This is a genomic window from Streptomyces sp. TLI_55 (assembly GCF_900206255.1).
In the GTDB taxonomy this organism is placed as follows: Bacteria; Actinomycetota; Actinomycetes; order Streptomycetales; family Streptomycetaceae; genus Streptomyces; species Streptomyces aquilus.
Map to the genome: position 1 here is coordinate 595,980 of NZ_OAOJ01000001.1, position 17,647 is coordinate 613,626.

Annotated in this window: 21 protein-coding genes; 10 read left to right on the forward strand and 11 right to left on the reverse strand. The window is 72.3% G+C overall.

Annotated features, from left to right (window positions below; translation table 11 throughout):
• The first annotated feature begins 13 nt into the window (after positions 1-13).
• The 3 genes from CRP56_RS02940 to CRP56_RS02950 all read left to right on the forward strand — a co-directional run bounded on the left by CRP56_RS02940 (position 14) and on the right by CRP56_RS02950 (position 2,070).
• Positions 14-844, forward strand: coding sequence for an aldo/keto reductase (locus CRP56_RS02940; protein WP_097259858.1), 831 nt, complete (start codon positions 14-16; stop codon positions 842-844).
• 62 nt (positions 845-906) lie between these two features.
• Entirely contained in the window at positions 907-1,500 is a 594-nt protein-coding gene (locus tag CRP56_RS02945) for a DNA polymerase ligase N-terminal domain-containing protein (protein ID WP_097259860.1), read from the forward strand.
• A 132-nt stretch (positions 1,501-1,632) separates the two neighbouring features.
• Positions 1,633-2,070, forward strand: coding sequence for a cupin domain-containing protein (locus CRP56_RS02950; protein WP_097259862.1), 438 nt, complete (start codon positions 1,633-1,635; stop codon positions 2,068-2,070).
• A gap of 13 nt (positions 2,071-2,083) precedes the next feature.
• On the opposite strand, the gene CRP56_RS02955 is transcribed toward CRP56_RS02950, so the two are convergent.
• The 5 genes from CRP56_RS02955 to CRP56_RS02975 all read right to left on the reverse strand — a co-directional run bounded on the left by CRP56_RS02955 (position 2,084) and on the right by CRP56_RS02975 (position 6,722).
• Entirely contained in the window at positions 2,084-4,423 is a 2,340-nt protein-coding gene (locus tag CRP56_RS02955) for a SpoIIE family protein phosphatase (protein ID WP_097273664.1), read from the reverse strand.
• Positions 4,424-4,487: 64 nt separating this feature from the next.
• A complete protein-coding gene (locus CRP56_RS02960) occupies positions 4,488-4,955 on the reverse strand; it encodes a peroxiredoxin (protein WP_097259864.1) in 468 nt (155 codons plus the stop codon).
• A complete protein-coding gene (locus CRP56_RS02965) occupies positions 4,952-5,332 on the reverse strand; it encodes a DoxX family protein (RefSeq protein WP_097259865.1) in 381 nt (126 codons plus the stop codon). Before CRP56_RS02965 ends, CRP56_RS02960 begins: the two co-directional genes overlap by 4 nt.
• 175 nt (positions 5,333-5,507) lie before the next feature.
• On the reverse strand, positions 5,508-6,023 hold the full coding sequence (locus tag CRP56_RS02970; RefSeq protein ID WP_097259867.1) for a MarR family winged helix-turn-helix transcriptional regulator: 516 nt from the start codon (positions 6,021-6,023) through the stop codon (positions 5,508-5,510).
• A 30-nt stretch (positions 6,024-6,053) separates the two neighbouring features.
• Complete coding sequence (locus tag CRP56_RS02975) at positions 6,054-6,722, reverse strand: TetR/AcrR family transcriptional regulator (RefSeq protein ID WP_097259868.1); 669 nt, start codon at positions 6,720-6,722, stop codon at positions 6,054-6,056.
• A gap of 300 nt (positions 6,723-7,022) precedes the next feature.
• On the opposite strand from CRP56_RS02975, the gene CRP56_RS02980 reads away from it, so the two are divergent.
• Positions 7,023-7,760: a response regulator transcription factor gene (locus CRP56_RS02980; protein ID WP_097259870.1), complete on the forward strand. Its 738-nt coding sequence runs from the start codon at positions 7,023-7,025 to the stop codon at positions 7,758-7,760.
• On the opposite strand, the gene CRP56_RS02985 is transcribed toward CRP56_RS02980, so the two are convergent.
• Positions 7,702-8,382, reverse strand: a complete 681-nt coding sequence (locus CRP56_RS02985; protein ID WP_097259872.1) for a TetR/AcrR family transcriptional regulator — start codon at positions 8,380-8,382, stop codon at positions 7,702-7,704. The genes CRP56_RS02980 and CRP56_RS02985 overlap by 59 nt on opposite strands.
• Positions 8,383-8,498: 116 nt before the next feature.
• Here CRP56_RS02985 and CRP56_RS02990 point away from each other — a divergent pair, with 116 nt between their 5' ends.
• The 5 genes from CRP56_RS02990 (at position 8,499) to hemC (ending at position 13,356) form a co-directional block, all read left to right on the forward strand.
• Positions 8,499-9,251: an SDR family oxidoreductase gene (locus CRP56_RS02990; protein ID WP_097259874.1), complete on the forward strand. Its 753-nt coding sequence runs from the start codon at positions 8,499-8,501 to the stop codon at positions 9,249-9,251.
• 80 nt (positions 9,252-9,331) lie between these two features.
• A complete protein-coding gene (gene ligD / locus CRP56_RS02995) occupies positions 9,332-10,312 on the forward strand; it encodes a non-homologous end-joining DNA ligase (RefSeq protein ID WP_097259876.1) in 981 nt (326 codons plus the stop codon).
• A 169-nt stretch (positions 10,313-10,481) separates the two neighbouring features.
• The gene (locus CRP56_RS03000; RefSeq protein WP_097259878.1) at positions 10,482-11,261 is read left to right on the forward strand and encodes an NPP1 family protein; all 780 of its coding nucleotides are present in this window, start codon (positions 10,482-10,484) and stop codon (positions 11,259-11,261) included.
• A 100-nt stretch (positions 11,262-11,361) separates the two neighbouring features.
• Positions 11,362-12,369, forward strand: a complete 1,008-nt coding sequence (locus CRP56_RS03005; protein WP_097259879.1) for a questin oxidase family protein — start codon at positions 11,362-11,364, stop codon at positions 12,367-12,369.
• A 51-nt stretch (positions 12,370-12,420) separates the two neighbouring features.
• Positions 12,421-13,356: a hydroxymethylbilane synthase gene (hemC, locus tag CRP56_RS03010; protein ID WP_097259882.1), complete on the forward strand. Its 936-nt coding sequence runs from the start codon at positions 12,421-12,423 to the stop codon at positions 13,354-13,356.
• Between the two features lie 12 nt (positions 13,357-13,368).
• Here hemC and CRP56_RS03015 read toward each other — a convergent pair whose 3' ends face one another.
• From CRP56_RS03015 to CRP56_RS03030, 4 genes are all read right to left on the reverse strand, one after another.
• A complete protein-coding gene (locus CRP56_RS03015; RefSeq protein ID WP_097273666.1) occupies positions 13,369-13,884 on the reverse strand; it encodes a hypothetical protein in 516 nt (171 codons plus the stop codon).
• Positions 13,885-14,075: 191 nt separating this feature from the next.
• Complete coding sequence (locus CRP56_RS03020; RefSeq protein WP_097259884.1) at positions 14,076-14,924, reverse strand: ABC transporter permease; 849 nt, start codon at positions 14,922-14,924, stop codon at positions 14,076-14,078.
• Positions 14,884-15,705 carry an ABC transporter ATP-binding protein gene (locus CRP56_RS03025; RefSeq protein WP_097259886.1) on the reverse strand — a complete coding sequence of 274 codons (822 nt, stop codon included), beginning with the start codon at positions 15,703-15,705 and terminating at the stop codon, positions 14,884-14,886. Before CRP56_RS03025 ends, CRP56_RS03020 begins: the two co-directional genes overlap by 41 nt.
• Positions 15,702-16,157: a MarR family winged helix-turn-helix transcriptional regulator gene (locus tag CRP56_RS03030; protein ID WP_097259888.1), complete on the reverse strand. Its 456-nt coding sequence runs from the start codon at positions 16,155-16,157 to the stop codon at positions 15,702-15,704. The genes CRP56_RS03025 and CRP56_RS03030 overlap by 4 nt, the downstream gene beginning before the upstream one ends.
• A gap of 241 nt (positions 16,158-16,398) precedes the next feature.
• On the opposite strand from CRP56_RS03030, the gene CRP56_RS03035 reads away from it, so the two are divergent.
• On the forward strand, positions 16,399-17,190 hold the full coding sequence (locus tag CRP56_RS03035) for a SigB/SigF/SigG family RNA polymerase sigma factor (protein ID WP_097259889.1): 792 nt from the start codon (positions 16,399-16,401) through the stop codon (positions 17,188-17,190).
• Between the two features lie 4 nt (positions 17,191-17,194).
• Here the strand turns inward: CRP56_RS03035 and CRP56_RS03040 are convergent, their stop codons facing one another.
• The gene (locus CRP56_RS03040) at positions 17,195-17,527 is read right to left on the reverse strand and encodes an ANTAR domain-containing protein (RefSeq protein WP_097259891.1); all 333 of its coding nucleotides are present in this window, start codon (positions 17,525-17,527) and stop codon (positions 17,195-17,197) included.
• Positions 17,528-17,647: the final 120 nt, after the last annotated feature.

Consider the following 17,647-nt stretch of genomic DNA (forward strand, 5'->3'; position numbering starts at 1 on the left):
GAAAGGTCCGGCAGTGAGCAACGTCCCGGTACACACACTCAACGACGGCACGCGCTTCCCGGCGATCGGCCTGGGCACCTGGCCCCTGGACGACGCGGACGCGGAACGGGCGGTGACCGAGGCCCTGCGCCTGGGCTACCGCCTGGTCGACACGGCGACGAACTACCGCAACGAGGCCGGAGTCGGCCTCGGCGTAGCCCGCAGCGGGGTCCCGCGCGAGGAGGTCGTGGTGACCACGAAGCTCCCGGGCCGCCACCACGGGTACGAGGAGACCCTGGCGTCCTTCGAGGAGTCCCGCCGGCGTCTCGGCCTGGACTACGTCGACCTGTATCTCATCCACTGGCCGCTCCCCCGCGTCGACAAGTACGTGGACTCCTGGCGGGCCATGATCAAGCTGCGCGAGGACGGTCTCGTGCGGTCGATCGGGGTCTCCAACTTCACGGCGGAGCACATCGAGCGGCTGGAGAAGGAGACGGGCGTGCTGCCGTCCGTCAACCAGATCGAACTGCACCCGCACTTCCCGCAGCAGGAGCTGCGCGCCTTCCACACCGCGAAGGGCATCGTCACCGAGAGCTGGAGTCCGCTGGGCCGCCGTGCCGACCTGCGGGACGACCCGGTGCTGGCCGGCATCGCCGAGGCGCACGGGGTGACACCCGGCCAGGTGGTCCTGCGCTGGCACACCCAGCTCGGCGCGGTGCCCATCCCGAAGTCGTCCGACCCCGGGCGGCAGCGCGCGAACCTCGACGTCTTCGGCTTCGAGCTGGACCCGGACCAGCTGGCGGCGATCGCCGACCGCAAGCATGTGCGACAGGGCGGCGATCCGGAGACGCACGAGGAGTTCTGAGCCCACGGGGTACCCGGTGCGAACCACAGGTACTCCGTGCGGCCGGACGGAAGGAGTCGCGGATGGCTGAGCGGGACCCGCTGCGGGACTACCACGGCAAGAGGGACTTCGGCCGGACCGGTGAACCGCGGGGGCGGCAGGCGCCCTCGGGCGACGCACCCCGGATCGTCGTGCAGATCCATGACGCGAGCACCCTGCACTTCGACTTCCGGTTGCAGGTGGGCGACGTACTGAAGTCCTGGTCGGTGCCCAAGGGGCCGTCCGGCGATCCCCGGGACAAGCGGCTCGCCGTGCCGACCGAGGACCATCCGCTGGAGTACGAGGAGTACGAAGGGGTGATCCCGCGGGGCGAGTACGGCGGCGGGACCGTGATCGTGTGGGACCGCGGGACGTACGAGCCGCTCAGCCACGACCGGAAGGGGCGGCCCGTCGACTTCGCGGAGTCGCTGGAGCACGGGCACGCCACCTTCCGGCTGCACGGGGAGAAGCTGCGCGGCGAGTACGCGCTCACCCGGTTCCGCACCGGGAAGGACGAGTCCTGGCTGCTGGTGAAGGGCTCCGCGGATCACGCCCGGCGGCAGGGCACCCCCGATCCGCGGCGCGCCCGTTCGGTCCGCTCCGGCCGGACGCTCGCCCAGGTCGCCGGGAACGGCTGACCCGGACGCCCGCCCAGTTCGCCGGGAACGGCTGATGACAGTCTGCTGAATCCGCCCCCAACTGCCCTTCTCTGCCTCTATGTTCGCAGCGGTACGCCGTGATCGTCCGCCCGAGCCTCTGGAGGCCCCCGTATGCGCACCCCGCTCCGCGTAGCCACCGCCGGGACGCTGGCCCTGGTCACCGCCCTCGCCGGGGGCACCGTCGCCCGCGCGACCCCGCCGGGTCCCGGGGTCACCGCGAAGCTGATCGCCCAGAAGACCGTGGGCGGCACCGACTACACGGTCCGGGAGATCACCGTGCCGCCCGGCCAGACGACCGGATGGCATTTCCACGACGGTGTCGTGTACGGGTACGTGAAGCAGGGCACGCTCACGCACTACCACTCCGACTGCGCCGTCGACGGCGTCTACACCCAGGGCACCGTCGTCCGCGAGCCGGGCGGGCCGAGCGACATCCACCTCGGGCGCAACCTCGGCGACACCCCGCTCGTCCTGGAGGTGCTGTACGTGCTGCCGCACGGCTCGCCGTTCTCCGAGGACGTGCCGAACCCGGGCTGCCCCTTCCAGTGAGGGGTCCCGGCGATCAGCCCGGGGGCAGGGGCTGTTCGGCCCAGATCGTCTTGCCGGAGCCGGTCTGCCGGCTGCCCCAGCGGTGGGTGAGCTGGGCGACCAGCAGCAGTCCGCGCCCGCCCTCGTCGTAGGCGTGGGCGCGGCGCAGGTGCGGCGAGGTGGAGCTGCCGTCGGAGACCTCGCAGATGAGGGTCCGGTCGCGGATCAGCCGGAGCTGGACGGGCGGTTCGCCGTACCGGATGGCGTTGGTGACGAGCTCGCTGACGACGAGTTCGGTGACGAAGGCCGCCTCGTCCAGTCCCCACACGGTCAGTTGCTCGGTGGCGGCCTGCCTGGCCTGGGCCACCTGGGCCGGGTCGGGCGGAATGTCCCAGGTGGCGACGCGGTCGGCGCCGAGCGCCCGGGTGCGGGCCAGCAGCAGGGCCACGTCGTCGCTGGGCTCCTCCGGCAGGACGGCCTTCAGGATCGTGTCGCACAGGGCGTCGAGGGAGCTGGCGGGCGCGGTCAGGGCCCGGCACAGTTCGCTCGTCGTGTGGTCGATGTCGCGGTCGCGGTCCTCGACGAGGCCGTCGGTGTAGAGGGCGACGATCGCGCCCTCGGGGAGTTCCACCTCGCCGGCCTCGAAGGGCAGGCCGCCGACGCCGAGCGGGGGTCCCGCGATCATGGGGACGCACTCCGCGGTGCCGTCGGGCAGCACGAGGGCGGGCGGCGGGTGACCGGCGGCGGCGAAGGTGAGCCGCCGCGAGATGGGGTCGTAGACGGCGTAGAGACAGGTCGCGCCGAGTTCCGCGACCTCGTCGTCGCTGTCGTCGGCGCCCAGGTGGGTGACCAGGTCGTCGAGGTGGGTGAGGAGTTCGTCGGGCGGCAGGTCGACGTCGGCGAGAGTGCGCACGGCCGTGCGCAGGCGGCCCATCGTCGCCGAGGACGAGATGCCGTGGCCGACCACGTCGCCGACGACGAGGGCGACACGGCCGCCGGAGAGCGGGATCACGTCGAACCAGTCGCCGCCGATGCCCGCGAGGGAGCCGGACGGCAGATAGCGGTGGGCGACCTCGACGGCCGCCTGTCCGGGCAGGCCCTTGGGCAGCAGGCTGTTCTGCAGGGCCAGCGCGGTGGTGCGTTCCCTGGCGAAGCGGCGGGCGTTGTCGACGCAGACGGCGGCCCGGCTGGCGAGTTCCTCGGCGAACACGGCGTCGTCGGGGCCGTAGTCGTCGGACTGGCTGATGCGGACGACGACCGCCACTCCGAGGGTGGTGCCGCGGGCCCGCAGGGGTACCGCCATCATCGAGTGGACGCCCGCACGGTGGCGCTGTCCGGCGGGGGCGCGCGCGTTGCGCTCCGCGACCCACCGCATGAAGGCGGGCTCGCCGGCCTGGCTGACGATGACCCGCCCTTCCCGTATCGCCCGGGCGGGCGGTGAGAACGAGGGATAGAAGTCCATCTCGCCCAGGTGCACGGCCGCTTCGGGGGTGCCCCCGGTGCGGGAGCCGTGGGCGACGCGGCGCAGCGGGACCTCCGTGTCGGTCAGCGCCGGCCCTTCCTCGGCTCCGAGGACCCAGTCGAACAGGTCCACGCTGGCGAAGTCGGCGAACCGGGGTACGACGACCCCGATCAGCTCCTCCGCCGTGCGCACGAGGTCAAGGGAGGTGCCGATGGCGGCGGCCGCCTCGTTCAGCAGGGCCAGCCGCTGGCGGGCCCAGTACTGCTCGGTGCTGTCGAAGGCCGCCATGCCGGTTCCGACGAGATTCCCGTCGGCGTCCCGCACCGGCCACATCTCGGTGGTCCAGGCGTGCTCCCGGTTCGAGGACGGCGCGTGCGCGTAGCTCTCGTAGCGGGTCGGTCTGCCCGTCTCGATGACCTGCTCCAGATGCCGCAGGAATCCCCGGTTGTACCCGACGTCCAGAACGGTGTCCATGAAGTACCGGCCCAGCAGGGTCTCGGCGGGCACCCCCATCACCTGGCAGGAGGCCTCGTTGAGCCGCAGATAGCGCTGGCCCGTGTCGAACACGGACAACGACATGGAGGCCTGCTGGAAGGCCCGCTCCGCCAGGGAGGGCTCGCGGTCCTCGGGCGACGCGACGGTGATCACGTGTCCGGCGGGGCCGCCGTCCTCGCCCAGCACGGGGCACGCCGTGACGCGCAGGGCGACGGACGATCCGTCGCGGTGCCGCAGTACGACGGTGCCGGCCAGCGTGGCCACAGCTTCGGGCGGCGGGTCCTCGGCGAGCAGCTCACGCACCGGCCGCCCCACAGCCTCCTCGGCCGGGTAGCCGGTCAGTCGCCGGGCACCGTCGCTCCACCCCGTCACCGTGCCGCGGGCGTCGATGATCGCCGCGGCGGAGGCGTGCTCCATGTCGTCCAGGATGGTCCCTTTGCCGCACCGCATCAACCGCGATGGGGCCTTCGGGACCCGGGCGTCACTTCCGGTGGGCCCGCAGGGCTGCGAGGGCCTTGTCCGCGTGGGTGTTCATCCGCAGCTCACTGCGCACGACCTCCAGGACGGTGCGGTCCTGCGCGATGACGAAGGTGACCCGCTTGGTAGGGGCCAGCGAGAAGCCGCGGGCCACGCCGAACCGCTCCCGGATGGTCCCGTCCGCGTCGGACAGCAGGGGCATGCCGAGCGAGTGGGCGCCCGCGAACTCCTGCTGGCGCTCCACGGAGTCCCCGCTGATGCCGACGGGGCGGGCGCCGGCCTCGGCGAACTCGGCGGCCAGGTCGCGGAAGTGGCAGGCCTCCGCGGTGCAGCCGGGGGTCATCGCGGCCGGGTAGAAGAACAGCACGATCGGCCCGTCCGCCAGCAGCGAGGTCAGGCTGCGGGGCGTGCCGGTCTCGTCCGGCAGCTCGAAGTCCTCGATCGTGTCACCGACCGCTATCACCTTGCTCATGCCCGGCCCTTTCCGTTGTTCGCGACGTTGCGTGCCCACAGCACGAGGGGAAGTTGCAGCGGCAGCCGTCCCAGGGCGGCGGCCTTCTGCGGGGCGGGCCGGTCGCGCCAGTCGACGGCCATCTTCACGTTGGCGGGGAAGACCCCGACGAAGAACGCGGCCGTGGCGAGCGCGGCGGTGCGCCGGGTCCGCGGCAGCGCCACCCCGGCGGCCAGCGCCAGCTCCACGGCGCCGCTGGCGTACGTCCAGGTCCGCGGCTCGCCCGGCAGGGCGCGGGGGACGAGGGCGTCGAACTGGCGGGGGTTGGCGAAGTGGGCGACACCCGCTGTGGCCAGCAGGCCGGCGAGCAGCAGGGGCGAGCGTTGGGACCGCGGCACGGTTCCTCCTATGGGGGTCTGCCGCGGGATATTACTGGACCGTACAAACAGGTCGTACGGCGGCCTCTTCCCTTACGGGGAACGCCGGTTGTGGGTGCCACGCCCCTCCGGATCGCGCTGGCCCGCTCATCGCGTTGCCGCTGCTGTGCGGGCTGCGGGAGCCGGGCCCCGAGGTTCAGGTCGTGCCCGCCGGGTCCGGCTCCTCCTCGACGGCGTAGGCCAGGAAGTCGTCGACCATGCGGTGGAACAGCGTGGCGAGCTGTCCCAGCTCCTCCGGCGACCAGTCCGCCAGCGCGAGCATCATGCCGCGGGCGCCCGCCGCCCGGACCCGGGCGACGGCCTGGCGGCCGGCGCCGGTGAGCTCGATGCGGTGGGCGCGCCGGTCGTCGGGGTCGGGGACCCGGGTGACATGGCCGGACTTCTGCAGCTGCTGCACCGTGCGGGTCACATGCGAGGCCTCCACACCCAGCCGGTTGGCCAGCTCCCCCGGCCGCAGCGGCTCCGAGTCGGCGACCTGCCGCAGCAGCGCCACGGCGGCGCGGTCCAGCGGCACCCCGGCCAGGGCCATGAGCCGCTCGTGCTGCCGGGCACGCGTGCTCAGGTACGTGATGCGGTTCAGCGCGCGCTCGATCTCCACGACTTCCGCGGACGCGGGGGTGTCGGCGATCTCGGGGCGCGGTGGTGTGGCCATACGAGCCACTTTACCATCTCGTTGCGTAACTCAAGTAATCTGCTGTGGGCGCTCCGGCGTCACCGGTGCCAGCCACATTCCGACGACCGCGTCCACGAGACCGGAGGCGGCCGCCTGCCAACTGGCCCGCGGGGTGGGGCTGTTGTCGGCCAGCGCCCGCTCGCGCTCGGCGGAGACGTGCAGGATCAGATGGCGGGCCATCTCCCCGCGTTCGGCGCGGACTTCGGCGGGCAGCTCGGGCAGACAGCGCCTGACTCCCTCGACGATCTGCCGCAGCGACGGCGAGGCGAGGGACTCCTCGACCATGATCTGGTGCAGGGCCGGGTCGGTGGCGACCTGGGCGCAGAACCTCGCGTACCAGGTGGGGCTGCCCAGCGCGGCCAGGTGTTCGGGGACGGGGCGCACCAGGCAGTCCACCCAGTCCCGTACGTCCGTGGAGTCGCCGATCCCGGCCAGCAGCCGGACGCGGATCTCCTCGATGCGCGCGGCGTGCTTGCGGATGATGGCGCGCACCAGGTCGGCCTTGGTGCCGAAGTGATAGCCGACGGCGGTGTTGTTGCCCTGTCCGGCGGCCTCGCTGACCTGGCGGTTGGAGACGGCGTAGACGCCGCGCTCGGCGAACAGCCGCTCGGCCGCCGTCAGGATCAGCTCCCGCGTCGCGCTGACCTGCTCCGCCCGTACCGCCCTGTCTGCCGCCATCGTCGCCTTCCGTTCGCCGCGCCGGCGTTCCGCCGTGCTGTCGTACCGCGGGGGAAGCCTACGCAACAGCACGTCAGAGGGCCTCAGCGGTCTCGCGTCCGCCCGGGACGGTGAGCCGCGTCGACGTGCGCCGTTCACGATTCCGGCCGGATCCGCGACCCGCGGGGTCCGTCCCCGGGCGCGTCCCCGCGTCGGCCGGTCCCGGTCTGGATGATGGTCCTGTTCGCTGCCGAGCAGGCGGTGCCCCCCGTTGTCCCCCACCACGCCCCCCACCGCACCGGAACCGGAAGAACGGACCCCATGACCATCCGCGTACTCCTCGCCGACGGCCAAGCCCTGCTGCGGGCCACCTTCAGGATCCTCGTCGACTCCTGCCACGACATGGAGGTGGTCGGCGAGGCCGCCGACGGCGACGAGGCCGTCCGCCTCGCCCGCACCCACCGTCCCGACCTGGTCCTGATGGACATCCGGATGCCCGGCACCGACGGTCTCGCCGCCACGTCCGCCATCTGCGCCGATCCCGAGCTCAGGGACACCCGGGTGCTGATCCTCACCACGTACGAGATCGACGAGTACGTGGCGCAGGCCCTGCGGGCCGGAGCGAGCGGCTTCCTCGGCAAGGACGTCACCGCGGACGCGCTGCTGGCGGGCGTGCGGACCGTGGCGGCGGGCGAGTCCCTGCTGTCGCCGCTCGCCACCCGCACGGTGATCACACGGTTCCTGGCCGCCCCGGTCCCGGGCAGCCCGGCGGCGATGCCGGGGGACCTGGCCGCGCTCACCGCACGGGAGCGCGAGGTGATGGCGTGGGTGGCCGAGGGGCACTCCAACGAGGAGATCGCCGAGAGGCTGGTGGCCAGTCCCCTGACCGTACGCACCCACGTCCACAGCGCGATGACGAAACTGGGCGCCCGGGACCGCGCCCAACTCGTCGTCATCGCCTACCGGTCGGGGCTCATGGAGGTCGCGCCGCCCAGCCGACTCAGCCCTCCGCCAGGGTCTCCAGCCACTGCTGGAGCAGGCCCGACTCCGCCGCGGTGAACGTCTTCGGCGGCGCGGCGCGCAGCCGGGCCGCGAGGGTGGCGGCGGCGACCGGCACGCCGTCCGGCGGCGCGGGCGCCGCCGAGCGGGTCAGCGAGTCGATCACCGCGTCGCGCAGCCGCGTCGAGAACCCGAGGTCCGGGTACTGCTCGGGCCGGGTGAGCATGGACAGTGCCGCCCCGACGTTGGCGGACATGATCACCTGTGTGGCGACAGCGGGCGGGACGGTGAGGCGTCCGGCCGCGGCGCAGCGTTCGAGGATCGCGTGCAGCAGGGCGTGGGCCTCGCGCGCCGCGGCGGGCGGGACGGTCAGCTCGGGCGAGTACATCAGCCGGTAGTGGTGGGGGTGGTCGAGCGCGAAGCGCATGTGGTTGTCCCAGCCGTTCCTGAGGTCGGCGACGGGATCGTCACCGGGCCGGGCCGCCCGTTTGGAGGCGAGGTACTGCTCGAAGCCCCGGTCCACCACGGCGGCCAGCAGTCCCGCCTTGTCGCCGAAGAGCCGGTAGAGCATCGGCGCCCCGACCCCGGCCGCCTCGCACACGGCTCGCGTCGAGACCTCGGCGGCCGGCGCCTCGGCCAGCAGCTTCGCGGCGGCTTCCAGGATCTTTTCCCTCGCGTCCATGGGTGCACGGTACGCCATCCGTAGCGGCGATACGAATGGGGAATAGCATCGCTACGGTCCCGTGTTATCGTCGCTACGAGATGAACGTAGCGTTGCTAACTCATGAGGGAGCCATCATGACCACCACCGAACCCGGCACCGGACAGCGCGTCGCGATCGTGACCGGCGGCTCGCGCGGCATCGGACGTCAGGTCGCCAAGCAGCTCGCCGCCGACGGTTTCGCCGTCGTGGTCGGCTACGCGGGCAGCAAGGACGCGGCCGACGAGGTCGTGCGCGAGATCGAGGCCGAGGGCGGCAGCGCCTTCGCCGCCCGCGCGGACGTCGGCGACGAGACCGAGGTCGCCGCCCTGTTCGACCAGGCGGAGACGGTGTACGGCGGCGTGGACGCCGTGGTGCACGCGGCGGGCCGGATGCCGCTGGCCCCGATCGCGGAGCTGGACCTTGCCGACCTCGACGCGCTGTACCGCACCAACATCCGCGGCACGTTCGCCGTCGACCAGCAGGCCGCCCGCCGGCTCCGCCCGGGCGGGGCTCTGGTGAACGTCTCGTCATCGGTGGTCGGCCTCGCCTTCCCCGGCTACGGCGCGTACGCCGCGAGCAAGGGCGCGGTCGAGGCGCTGACGCTGATCCTCGCGCGGGAACTGCGCGGCCGTGACGTGACGGTCAACGCCGTGGCGCCCGGCCCGACCGCCACCGACCTCTTCCTGAACGGCAAGGACGAGGAGACGGTCGCCCGGCTGGCCGCGCAGCCCCCGCTGGAGCGGCTCGGCACCCCGCAGGACATCGCCGCCGTGGTGTCGTTCCTGACCGGCCCGGGCGGACGGTGGGTCAACGGGCAGGTGCTGCGGGCCAACGGCGGCATCATCTGAGGCGGGCCCGCCGGCCGCCGTTCAGGCGAAACAGCTCGTCGGCGGGCGTGCCGGGGCGCAGGCCCGTCGACAACTGAGCCGTGAGCCTCCCCCTGATCCCGCCCATGCTGGCCACCCCCGGCACCCTGCCGCCCGCCGCGCAGGACGCCCGGTGGGCCTACGAGACCAAGCAGGACGGCCAGCGTGTCGTGGCCTACCTGGCCGGGGACGGGAGCGTGACGCTGCGCGCCCGGTCGGGGGAGGACATCACCGCCGCCTATCCCGAACTGCGGTCGCTGGGCGACGCGCTCGGCCGCCGGTCCGCCGTCCTCGACGGCGAGATCCTGGCGCTCGACGCACAGGGCCGTGCCGACTTCCAGTTGCTCCAGTCCCGGATGGGGCTGGCCCACGCGCCCGCCCGGGCAGCGCGGAAGGCGGCCGAAACGCCCGTGCACCTGGTGCTGTTCGACGTGATGCACCTGGCGGGCCGGCCCATGATCGCCCTCCCCTACGTACGCCGGCGCTCACAGCTTCAGGAACTGGGCCTGGACGGTCCGTTCTGGTCCACGCCGGGCGCCCTCGTCGGGCACGGCGCCCAGGCCCTGGAAGCCACGCGCGCCCACGGCCTGGAGGGCCTCGTCTGCAAGCGGCTGGACTCGGTGTACGAACCGGGGGTGCGCTCCCGCGCCTGGATCAAGATCCGGAACATGCACAGCGAGGACGTGATCGTCGGGGGCTGGCTGCCCGGCAAGGGGCGGCTCACCGGCCTGCCGGGCGCGGTCCTGGTGGGCCAGCGAGCCGCCGGGCGACTGCGGTACGTCGGCAGCGTGGGCACCGGGTGGAGCGAAGCGGAACGGACCCACCTCGCCGGGCTGTTGGACGCCGCCGCCACGGACACCTGCCCCTTCAGCCCGGCGCCCCGGGTCGCCGGCGCCCACTGGGTGCTGCCCTGGCTGGTCGGCGAGGTCCGCTACAGCACCCGCACCCGCGCGGGCCTGTTGCGCCAACCGTCCTGGCTGCGCCTGCGGCCGGACCTCACCCCGGAGGAGTCGGCCGCCGACCTACCGGACGATTCCGTCTGAGATCCCGGACGCCATCCAAGCGTTCGGACTGTTGTTACCTGTGAGTTGCTTACGACCTCTTGGCGCGGACATGAAAAGCCGGGAAGCTGTCCTGGCCCGGGAAGTGGAACCCCCAACTTCCCTCTCCCCCACAGCCGTTGGGCTGCGCCCGCACCAAAAGGAGGACGCAGTGTCGTCGAATCCTTCCGGAACGCACCGCAAGAGATGGGCGATCGGCGCGGCCGGCGCCGCCGCCCTGGTGCTCGCCTTCCCCAGCACGGCCCTGGCCGCCCCGCCCGCGGCGCTGCCGAGCAACGCCGAGGCCGCCGAGTACACGTACCAGCCCGCCTTCGACTACGACACGGACGGCTGCTACTCCTCATCGGCGATCGGTCCCGACGGCACCATCAACGGCGGCCTCAAGCCGACCGGTTCGCTCAGCGGCGACTGCCACGACCTCTCGGACCTGAACAACACCAACACCTACTCGCGCTACAAGTGCAACAACGGCTGGTGCGCCTACCTGTACGGCCTGTACTTCGAGAAGGACCAGGCCCTCGCGAACAGCAGCATCGGCGGCCACCGGCACGACTGGGAGCACGTCGTGATCTGGGTGCAGAACGGCACGGTCCAGTACGTGTCGACGTCCAACCACGGCTCGTTCACGGTGAGTGCCGCCTCCAGTGTCCGCTTCGAGGGCACCCACGCGAAGGTCGTCTACCACAAGGACGGCATCAGCACCCACTGCTTCCGGCTCGCGGGCTCGGGCGACGAGCCGCCGGAGAACGCCAAGGGCACCTGGCAGTACCCGCCGCTGGTCGGCTGGAACGGCTACCCGTCGACGGCCCTGCGCGACAAGCTCAGCGCCTACGACTTCGGCAGCGCCAACTTCGGCCTGAAGGACGCCAACTTCGCCGCGCACCTCAGCTCGGCCAAGCCGTCCGGCATCGCGTTCGACCCGAACGCCTGATCAGTACGGTCCTCGGGCGTGGGACCTAGGTCCCACGCACCGCCGGGATTCCGTCCCGCGCCCGATCACCGCACCCTCGCGCCCGGCATACGGTCCGATCATGACCACGACCGGACACCTCGAAGAAGCCCTCGAACGGGTCCACGCCGCCGGCCCGGAGTTCGACGGCTGGCTCACGAACCACGCCCCCATGGTCGTCGAGGCACTGGCGACGCACGGACAGACAGGCGCGGTCCACCGCTGGCTGGACCTCTACCAGGACAGGCTGGACGACTTCCCGGACCGCTGGGAGCCGGTCACGGACGTCAACTGGGCCGAGGCGCTGGGCGATCCGCGCCGCATAGCGGACTGGACCGACTACTACGCCCGGATGCTCGCCGAGCGGCCCTGGCGGGACGTCCTCGCGACCTGGTGGCCGCGGCTGCTGTCCGGCCTGTACGGCGGCGCCACGCACACCGTCATCCGCGTCGGCCACGCCGTACGGGCCCTGGAAGCCGCCGAGACCCCGCCCCGCGTCGCGGAGTTCGCGCACGCCCTCGGCTACTGGGCGGCACGGCACCAGCCGCTCACCGGCATCACCACGGTGCCGGGTGCGCCGACGGCCGCCCAGGCCCTGGACGCCGTACCGGCCATCGCGCCCGGCAACGTGGGCTTCCGCAAGCGTCTGGCCGCCGTGCATCAACTCCCCGTCTGGGCCGACGACGTGACCGACCCCGACACCGCGCGCGTCCGCCTCACCGAGCTGGTGCACGCCGCGACCCACCGCTACGCCACCCACGGCCACGGCGAGCCGACCATGCTCGTGCACGCGGCCACGGCCCCCAACGCCGTGCTGCGCACCCTCGATTCACTCCCCCGCGACCTGTGGGCACCGAGCCTGCACGCCGCGTGGACCGCGTCCGCGGCGGTGACCGCGATGTACGGCCCGGTCGAACCGGTCGCCTACACGCCACCGGCCCGTCTCACCGGCGAGGAGGTCCTGGAACGCGCCCTCGCGCACGGCGACGAACACGTCATCAAACTCGCCGACACGGCCCTGGACGTCGGCGACGAGCAGGCGCTGGCGGCGGCGCTGCGCGCGGTGGAGATGAGCGATCCGCTGGTCTGATCCCACCGGTACGGCACGGACCGTCCACCGGAAGGGTCTATCGTGTCCCGCATGTCCGTGCCCGAGCTGATCCGTATCGTCTCCCGCGACTCGCCCATGGCGCTGGCCCAAGTGGAGCGTGTCCGCGCCGAGTTGGGCGTCCTTCATCCAGGTGTGCGCACCGCGGTCGTGCCGGTGAAGACGACCGGTGACAAGTGGCTGGGCGACCTGTCCCAGGTGGAGGGCAAGGGGGCGTTCACCAAGGAGGTCGACGCGGCGCTGCTGGCGGGCGAGGCGGATCTCGCGGTGCACTGTGTGAAGGACGTGCCGGCCGACCGGCCGCTCCCGGCCGGCACGACGTTCGCCGCGTTCCTCAAGCGCGACGACATCCGGGACGCGCTGATCCATCCCGGCGGGCTCACGCTGGACGAGCTGCCCGAGGGGACGCGGATCGGCACCTCCTCGGTGCGCCGGGTCGCCCAACTGGCCGCCACGCACCCGCATCTGGAGTGCGTGCCGTTCCGCGGCAACGCCAACCGGCGGCTGGCCAAGCTGGCGGCCGGGGACGCGGACGCGCTGCTGCTCGCGGTGTCCGGCCTGGAGCGCATCGGCCGCGAGGACGTGATCAGCGAGATCCTCTCCCCCGAGACGATGATGCCGCCGATCGGCGCGGGCATCCTCGCCCTGCAGTGCCGGGAGGGCGACACCGACCTGATCGACGCGGTCAGCGGTCTCGGCGACCCGGACACGCATCGGGAGGCCACCGCGGAGCGGATGTTCCTGCACGTCCTGCAGGGGCACTGCAACAGCCCGATCGCCGGGTACGCGCGCGTGGACCGCGGCGGCGAACTGTCGCTGCGGGCCTGTGTGTTCACGCCCGACGGCAAGACCAGGCTGAACGCCCACGAGTGGGCGGGCCGCCTCGACCCGGCCACGCTCGGCACGTCGGTGGCCGTCGCGCTGCTGCGTCAGGGCGCCCGCGAGATCATCGACGGCATTCCGCACTGACCGGGGCGACGGTCAGGCGGTGCCCTCCTCGGCCTGGTCCCGCAGGAAGTTGCTGACCTGGCAGGCCAGGCCCTCACGGGCCGCCCCCGGCTGCACGGCCCCGTCGAGCAGACCGATGCCGCCCGCCCACAGCCGCCGGTCGGCCCAGTCGTCGTCGACGCGCAGCTGGATCTGCACGTCGACCTGGCTCAGCGCGGCCTCCGGTCCGGCCGCGTAGAGCACGGCGGTGGCCCGGCGCAGGGGGTAGACGTCGAAGCCCTCGATGAACTGCGAGTTGCGCCAGTCGATGAAGGCGCTCTCGCCGTCGGGGCCGATCCGCACGTCGATCTGACCGTCCTCCAGATGGATCGTGGAGTGCCGGGCACCGCGGTTCTCGATCGTCACCCGCACACAGAAGTACGTGAGCCCCTCGGCGGCGTCGTCCCGTCCGCGTGGTGGCTCCGCGGCCTCCAGGCGGTGGACGCGGACACGCAGACCGGCATGCTCCTCGTACTCCTGCCAGTCCCCGACCACGTTCGGCTCGTACACGATCCACCTCTCCACCCTCAGAGAGCTGCTTCCTATCTGTGTGCTCAGTGCACTGTCAAATGAGCAGAATGCGCTGTGGCCAGCCCATTCACCCCCTTTGATCAGCGATCATGCCGTGCGCAGGAAGAATCCGCCCGGAGCGCTCCTCGGGCCGTGCTCGGGCGTGCCGCACATCACGTCGGTGCGCAAGATCAGCGAGCGAGCCGGCCGAGCAGTGAGGAGGCCGCGGCGATGCCGAGCGCGGCGGCGACGAGGAGCACCGCGAAGTCGGGAGCGAGATGCGCGGGCGTGCCGAGGAGGAGGCCGCGCAGCGCGTCCACCTGATAGCTGAGCGGGTTGACCTTGCTGACCGCCTGGAGCCAGCCCGGCATGACGGAGAGCGGGTAGAGGGCGTTGGAGCCGAAGAACAGCGGCATGGTGATGGCCTGTCCGAAACCCATCAGCCGGTCGCGGCTCAGGACGATGCCGGCGATGGTCATCGACAGGCAGGAGAAGAAGGCCGAGCCGAGGACGACGACGACGGCGGCGACGCCGAGCAGCTTCAGCGGGTTCCAGGTCAGGGCGACGCCGAGCACGGCGGCGATGAGGACGACGACCACGGCCTGCACGAGCGACTTCACGCCGGCCGCGAAGGCCTTGCCGGTGATCAGCGCCGAGCGCGGGGTGGGGGTGACGAGGAGCTTGTTGAGGATGCCGGCGTCGCGCTCCCAGATGATCTGGATGCCGTAGAAGATGGCGATGAACATCGCGGACTGGGCGATGATCCCGGGCGCGAGGTAGTCGATGTAGGGGATGCCGTCGGTGGGGATCGCCTTGATGCGGGTGAAGGTCTGGCCGAAGATCAGCAGCCAGAGGGCCGGCTGGACGGCACGGGTGTAGAGCTCGGTGCGGTCATGGCGCAGTTTCTGGAGTTCCACGGCGCACATCGCGCCGACCCGGGCGGGCAGCAGCCGCCAGCCCGCGCGGGGCCGGGGCGCCTGGAGGAGCAGGCCGATGCCGTCAGCCGACGCGGCCTGCGGTGCGGCGGGTGCTTCGGACATCGCGGAAGTCTCCTGACTCGTCGTCGAGACCGCTGCCCGCGACCTCGCGGAAGACGTCCTCGAGGGTGGGCAGGGTGGTCGTGCCGCGGCGGGCGGCGAGGCCCTGGCGCAGTTCTTCGGGGGTGCCGAGGGCGCGGATGCGGCCGTGGTGCATGAGGCCGACGCGGTCGCAGTACTGGTCGGCCTCGTCCATGTAGTGGGTGGTGACGAGGACGGTCATCCCGGTGGCCGCGCGGACGGCGTTGATGTGCTCCCACACCCCGGTGCGGGCGATCGGGTCGAGGCCGATGGTCGGCTCGTCGAGGATCAGCAGCCGGGGTGCGCTGACCAGGGCCTGGGCGAGTTCGAGGCGGCGGACCATGCCGCCGGAGTAGGTCCCCGCGAGCCGGTCGGCGGCGTCGGTGAGGTCGACGGCGGCGAGGGCCTGTGCGACGCGTGCGGCGCGCTCGCGGCGGGGCACGTCGAAGACGCGGGCGAACAGGGCGACGTTCTCGCGGCCGGTGAGGCCCTGGTCGGCGGACAGCTGCTGCGGCACGTAGCCGAGCAGACGTCGTACGGCCATCCGGTCCCCGGCGGTGTCGTGCCCGAAGACCCGGACCATGCCCGCCGGTACCGGCAGCAGGGTGGTGATGCAGCGGATGGCGGTGGTCTTGCCCGCGCCGTTGGGCCCCAGCAGTCCGAAGACCTCGCCCTCGGCCACGGTCAGGTCGAGTCCGTCCACGGCGCGGGTGCCGCCGAAGGCGTACGCGAGCCCGGTGCAGGCGACAGCGTCCGGTGTCATGGCTCCTCCCCTTCCTCACGCAGGTTCTCGGCCAGCAGCCGCAGCGCCGGGACCGCCGCGACCAGCGCCTCCCTATCCGCCTCGGCGAGCCTGGCGAGCTGTTGGCGTACGAGGTCGGCGCGGCGCCGGCGCCATGCGACGAGCCGGGCCTCGGCCGCCGGGGTCGGCAGCAGCCGGGCCGCCCGCCGGTCGGCGGGGTCGGTCTCGCGCACCAGATAGCCCTGCCGGGCCAGCTGGTTGACCAGGGTCGACACCGAATTGCCCGCCAGGTAGAGGTCCTTGGCGGCGTCCGAGATGCGGATGCCGGGCCGGGCCACGACGAGCCGCAGCAGCTCCACCTCGGCGCCCCGCAGTGGCGGCGCGGGCATCTCCCGGCGCAGCCGGCGCCGGATCAGCCGCTGGACCCCGACGAGCGCGTCGGCCAGCTCCTCCGGAAAGGTCTCGTGCTCCACACCATCGAGATTAGCTCTGTAGCAGAGGTAATGAACCCAAAGGACGGTCAAGGCCGAGGCGAGCTCCGCGGCCGCGACGTGTTTGGATCGGTTTGTAGCGGGAATTCGCATTTATGTGCTTCGGACAGGAGGCACGTCCATGGGAGCCGCTCCTCGGCCCCGGCGACCTCCGCCTGTCGTCCGCGCAGACCTCCTCCCATGGTGTCCGTCCCGCCGGCACCCCGCTGAGGAGGTGCGCACGATGCCTGTCACGACCAGGACGAAGCCGCACCCGCATGACGACGCACCCGACACCGCCGACGATTTCGTCCGCCTGCGCGAACTGCCCGACGGCCCCGAGCGCCGCGCCCTGCGCGACGAGCTGATCCGCCTGTGGCTGCCCATGGCCGAGCGGATCGCCGTCCGCTTCAAAGGCCGCGGCGAGTCCCTGGAGGACCTGTACCAGGTCGCCGCCCTCGGCCTGGTCAAGGCCGTCGACCACTACGACCCCGAGCGCGGCCACGCCTTCGAGGCGTACGCGGTCCCGACCGTCACCGGTGAGATCAAGCGGCACTTCCGCGACCACATGTGGACGCTGCACGTGCCGCGCCGGGTCCAGGACCTGCGCAACCGCGTCCGGCGCTCCGCCAAGGAGCTGGCGCAGACCATCCCGGGACGTGTCCCGACCGTCGCCGAGATCGCCGAGCACGCCCAGCTGACCGAGGACGAGGTGCGCACCGGCATGGAGGCGCTGGAGTGCTACTCCGCGCTGTCGCTGGAGGCGGAGATGCCCGGCACCGACGGCTACGCCCTCGGCGACGCCCTCGGCGGCCCCGACCCCGGCTACGACGTGGTCGTCGACCGGGTGTCCGTCGCCCCCTGCCTCCTGGCCCTGCCGGAGCGTGAGCAGACCATCCTCTACCTGCGCTTCTTCGAGGGGATGACCCAGAGCAGCATCGCGCAGCTGCTCGGCATCTCCCAGATGCACGTCTCCCGGCTGCTCAGCGCCTGCTTCGCCAGGCTGCGCACGGAACTGGAGGCGGAGGCACGCTGAGCGGTCACTCCGAGGGGGCCCCGGGGATCTGGGTCGGGCCGTGCCGGTCGAGAGCGGCCTCCAGCTCGGCGCGGATCTCCGGGGGCATCCGTCCGTCCCGGCCCCAGATCAGAATGAGGTCGGCGACATTGCGGAGCTTGATGTTGGTCCGCTGGGAGACCTCCTTCAGGACCTCCCAGCCCTCGTCCGGCGTCACCCGGCCGAGCGCCACCATCATCCCGATCGCCTGGTCCACGACGGCGTGCGAGGCGACAGCCTCTTTCAGCTGCTCGACCTGCTCCTCCAGTTCGAAGATGCGGTCGGCCTCGTCGGAAGAGTCACTCGATGCGGGGGTCACGGCTCCATGGTGCTCACTCCACCGGCGCAATGCCACCGGACCTGCGCAGTCGTTTCGGGCGCGCCGCGCGGGTACTCGACAGGCGCCCGGCACAGTTCCCGTTGGACACTGGAGACAGCC

Excerpts from the sequence above, each read along its gene's own strand:
- CRP56_RS02945 (WP_097259860.1), top strand. The coding sequence starts at position 907 with ATGGCTGAGCGGGACCCGCTGCGGGACTACCACGGCAAGAGGGACTTC.
- CRP56_RS02950 (WP_097259862.1), top strand. The coding sequence starts at position 1,633 with ATGCGCACCCCGCTCCGCGTAGCCACCGCCGGGACGCTGGCCCTGGTC.
- CRP56_RS02955 (WP_097273664.1), bottom strand. The coding sequence starts at position 4,423 with ATGGAGCACGCCTCCGCCGCGGCGATCATCGACGCCCGCGGCACGGTG.
- CRP56_RS02960 (WP_097259864.1), bottom strand. The coding sequence starts at position 4,955 with ATGAGCAAGGTGATAGCGGTCGGTGACACGATCGAGGACTTCGAGCTG.
- CRP56_RS02970 (WP_097259867.1), bottom strand. The coding sequence starts at position 6,023 with ATGGCCACACCACCGCGCCCCGAGATCGCCGACACCCCCGCGTCCGCG.
- CRP56_RS02975 (WP_097259868.1), bottom strand. The coding sequence starts at position 6,722 with ATGGCGGCAGACAGGGCGGTACGGGCGGAGCAGGTCAGCGCGACGCGG.
- CRP56_RS02980 (WP_097259870.1), top strand. The coding sequence starts at position 7,023 with ATGACCATCCGCGTACTCCTCGCCGACGGCCAAGCCCTGCTGCGGGCC.
- CRP56_RS02985 (WP_097259872.1), bottom strand. The coding sequence starts at position 8,382 with ATGGACGCGAGGGAAAAGATCCTGGAAGCCGCCGCGAAGCTGCTGGCC.
- CRP56_RS02990 (WP_097259874.1), top strand. The coding sequence starts at position 8,499 with ATGACCACCACCGAACCCGGCACCGGACAGCGCGTCGCGATCGTGACC.
- CRP56_RS03005 (WP_097259879.1), top strand. The coding sequence starts at position 11,362 with ATGACCACGACCGGACACCTCGAAGAAGCCCTCGAACGGGTCCACGCC.
- hemC (WP_097259882.1), top strand. The coding sequence starts at position 12,421 with ATGTCCGTGCCCGAGCTGATCCGTATCGTCTCCCGCGACTCGCCCATG.
- CRP56_RS03020 (WP_097259884.1), bottom strand. The coding sequence starts at position 14,924 with ATGTCCGAAGCACCCGCCGCACCGCAGGCCGCGTCGGCTGACGGCATC.
- CRP56_RS03025 (WP_097259886.1), bottom strand. The coding sequence starts at position 15,705 with ATGACACCGGACGCTGTCGCCTGCACCGGGCTCGCGTACGCCTTCGGC.
- CRP56_RS03035 (WP_097259889.1), top strand. The coding sequence starts at position 16,399 with ATGCCTGTCACGACCAGGACGAAGCCGCACCCGCATGACGACGCACCC.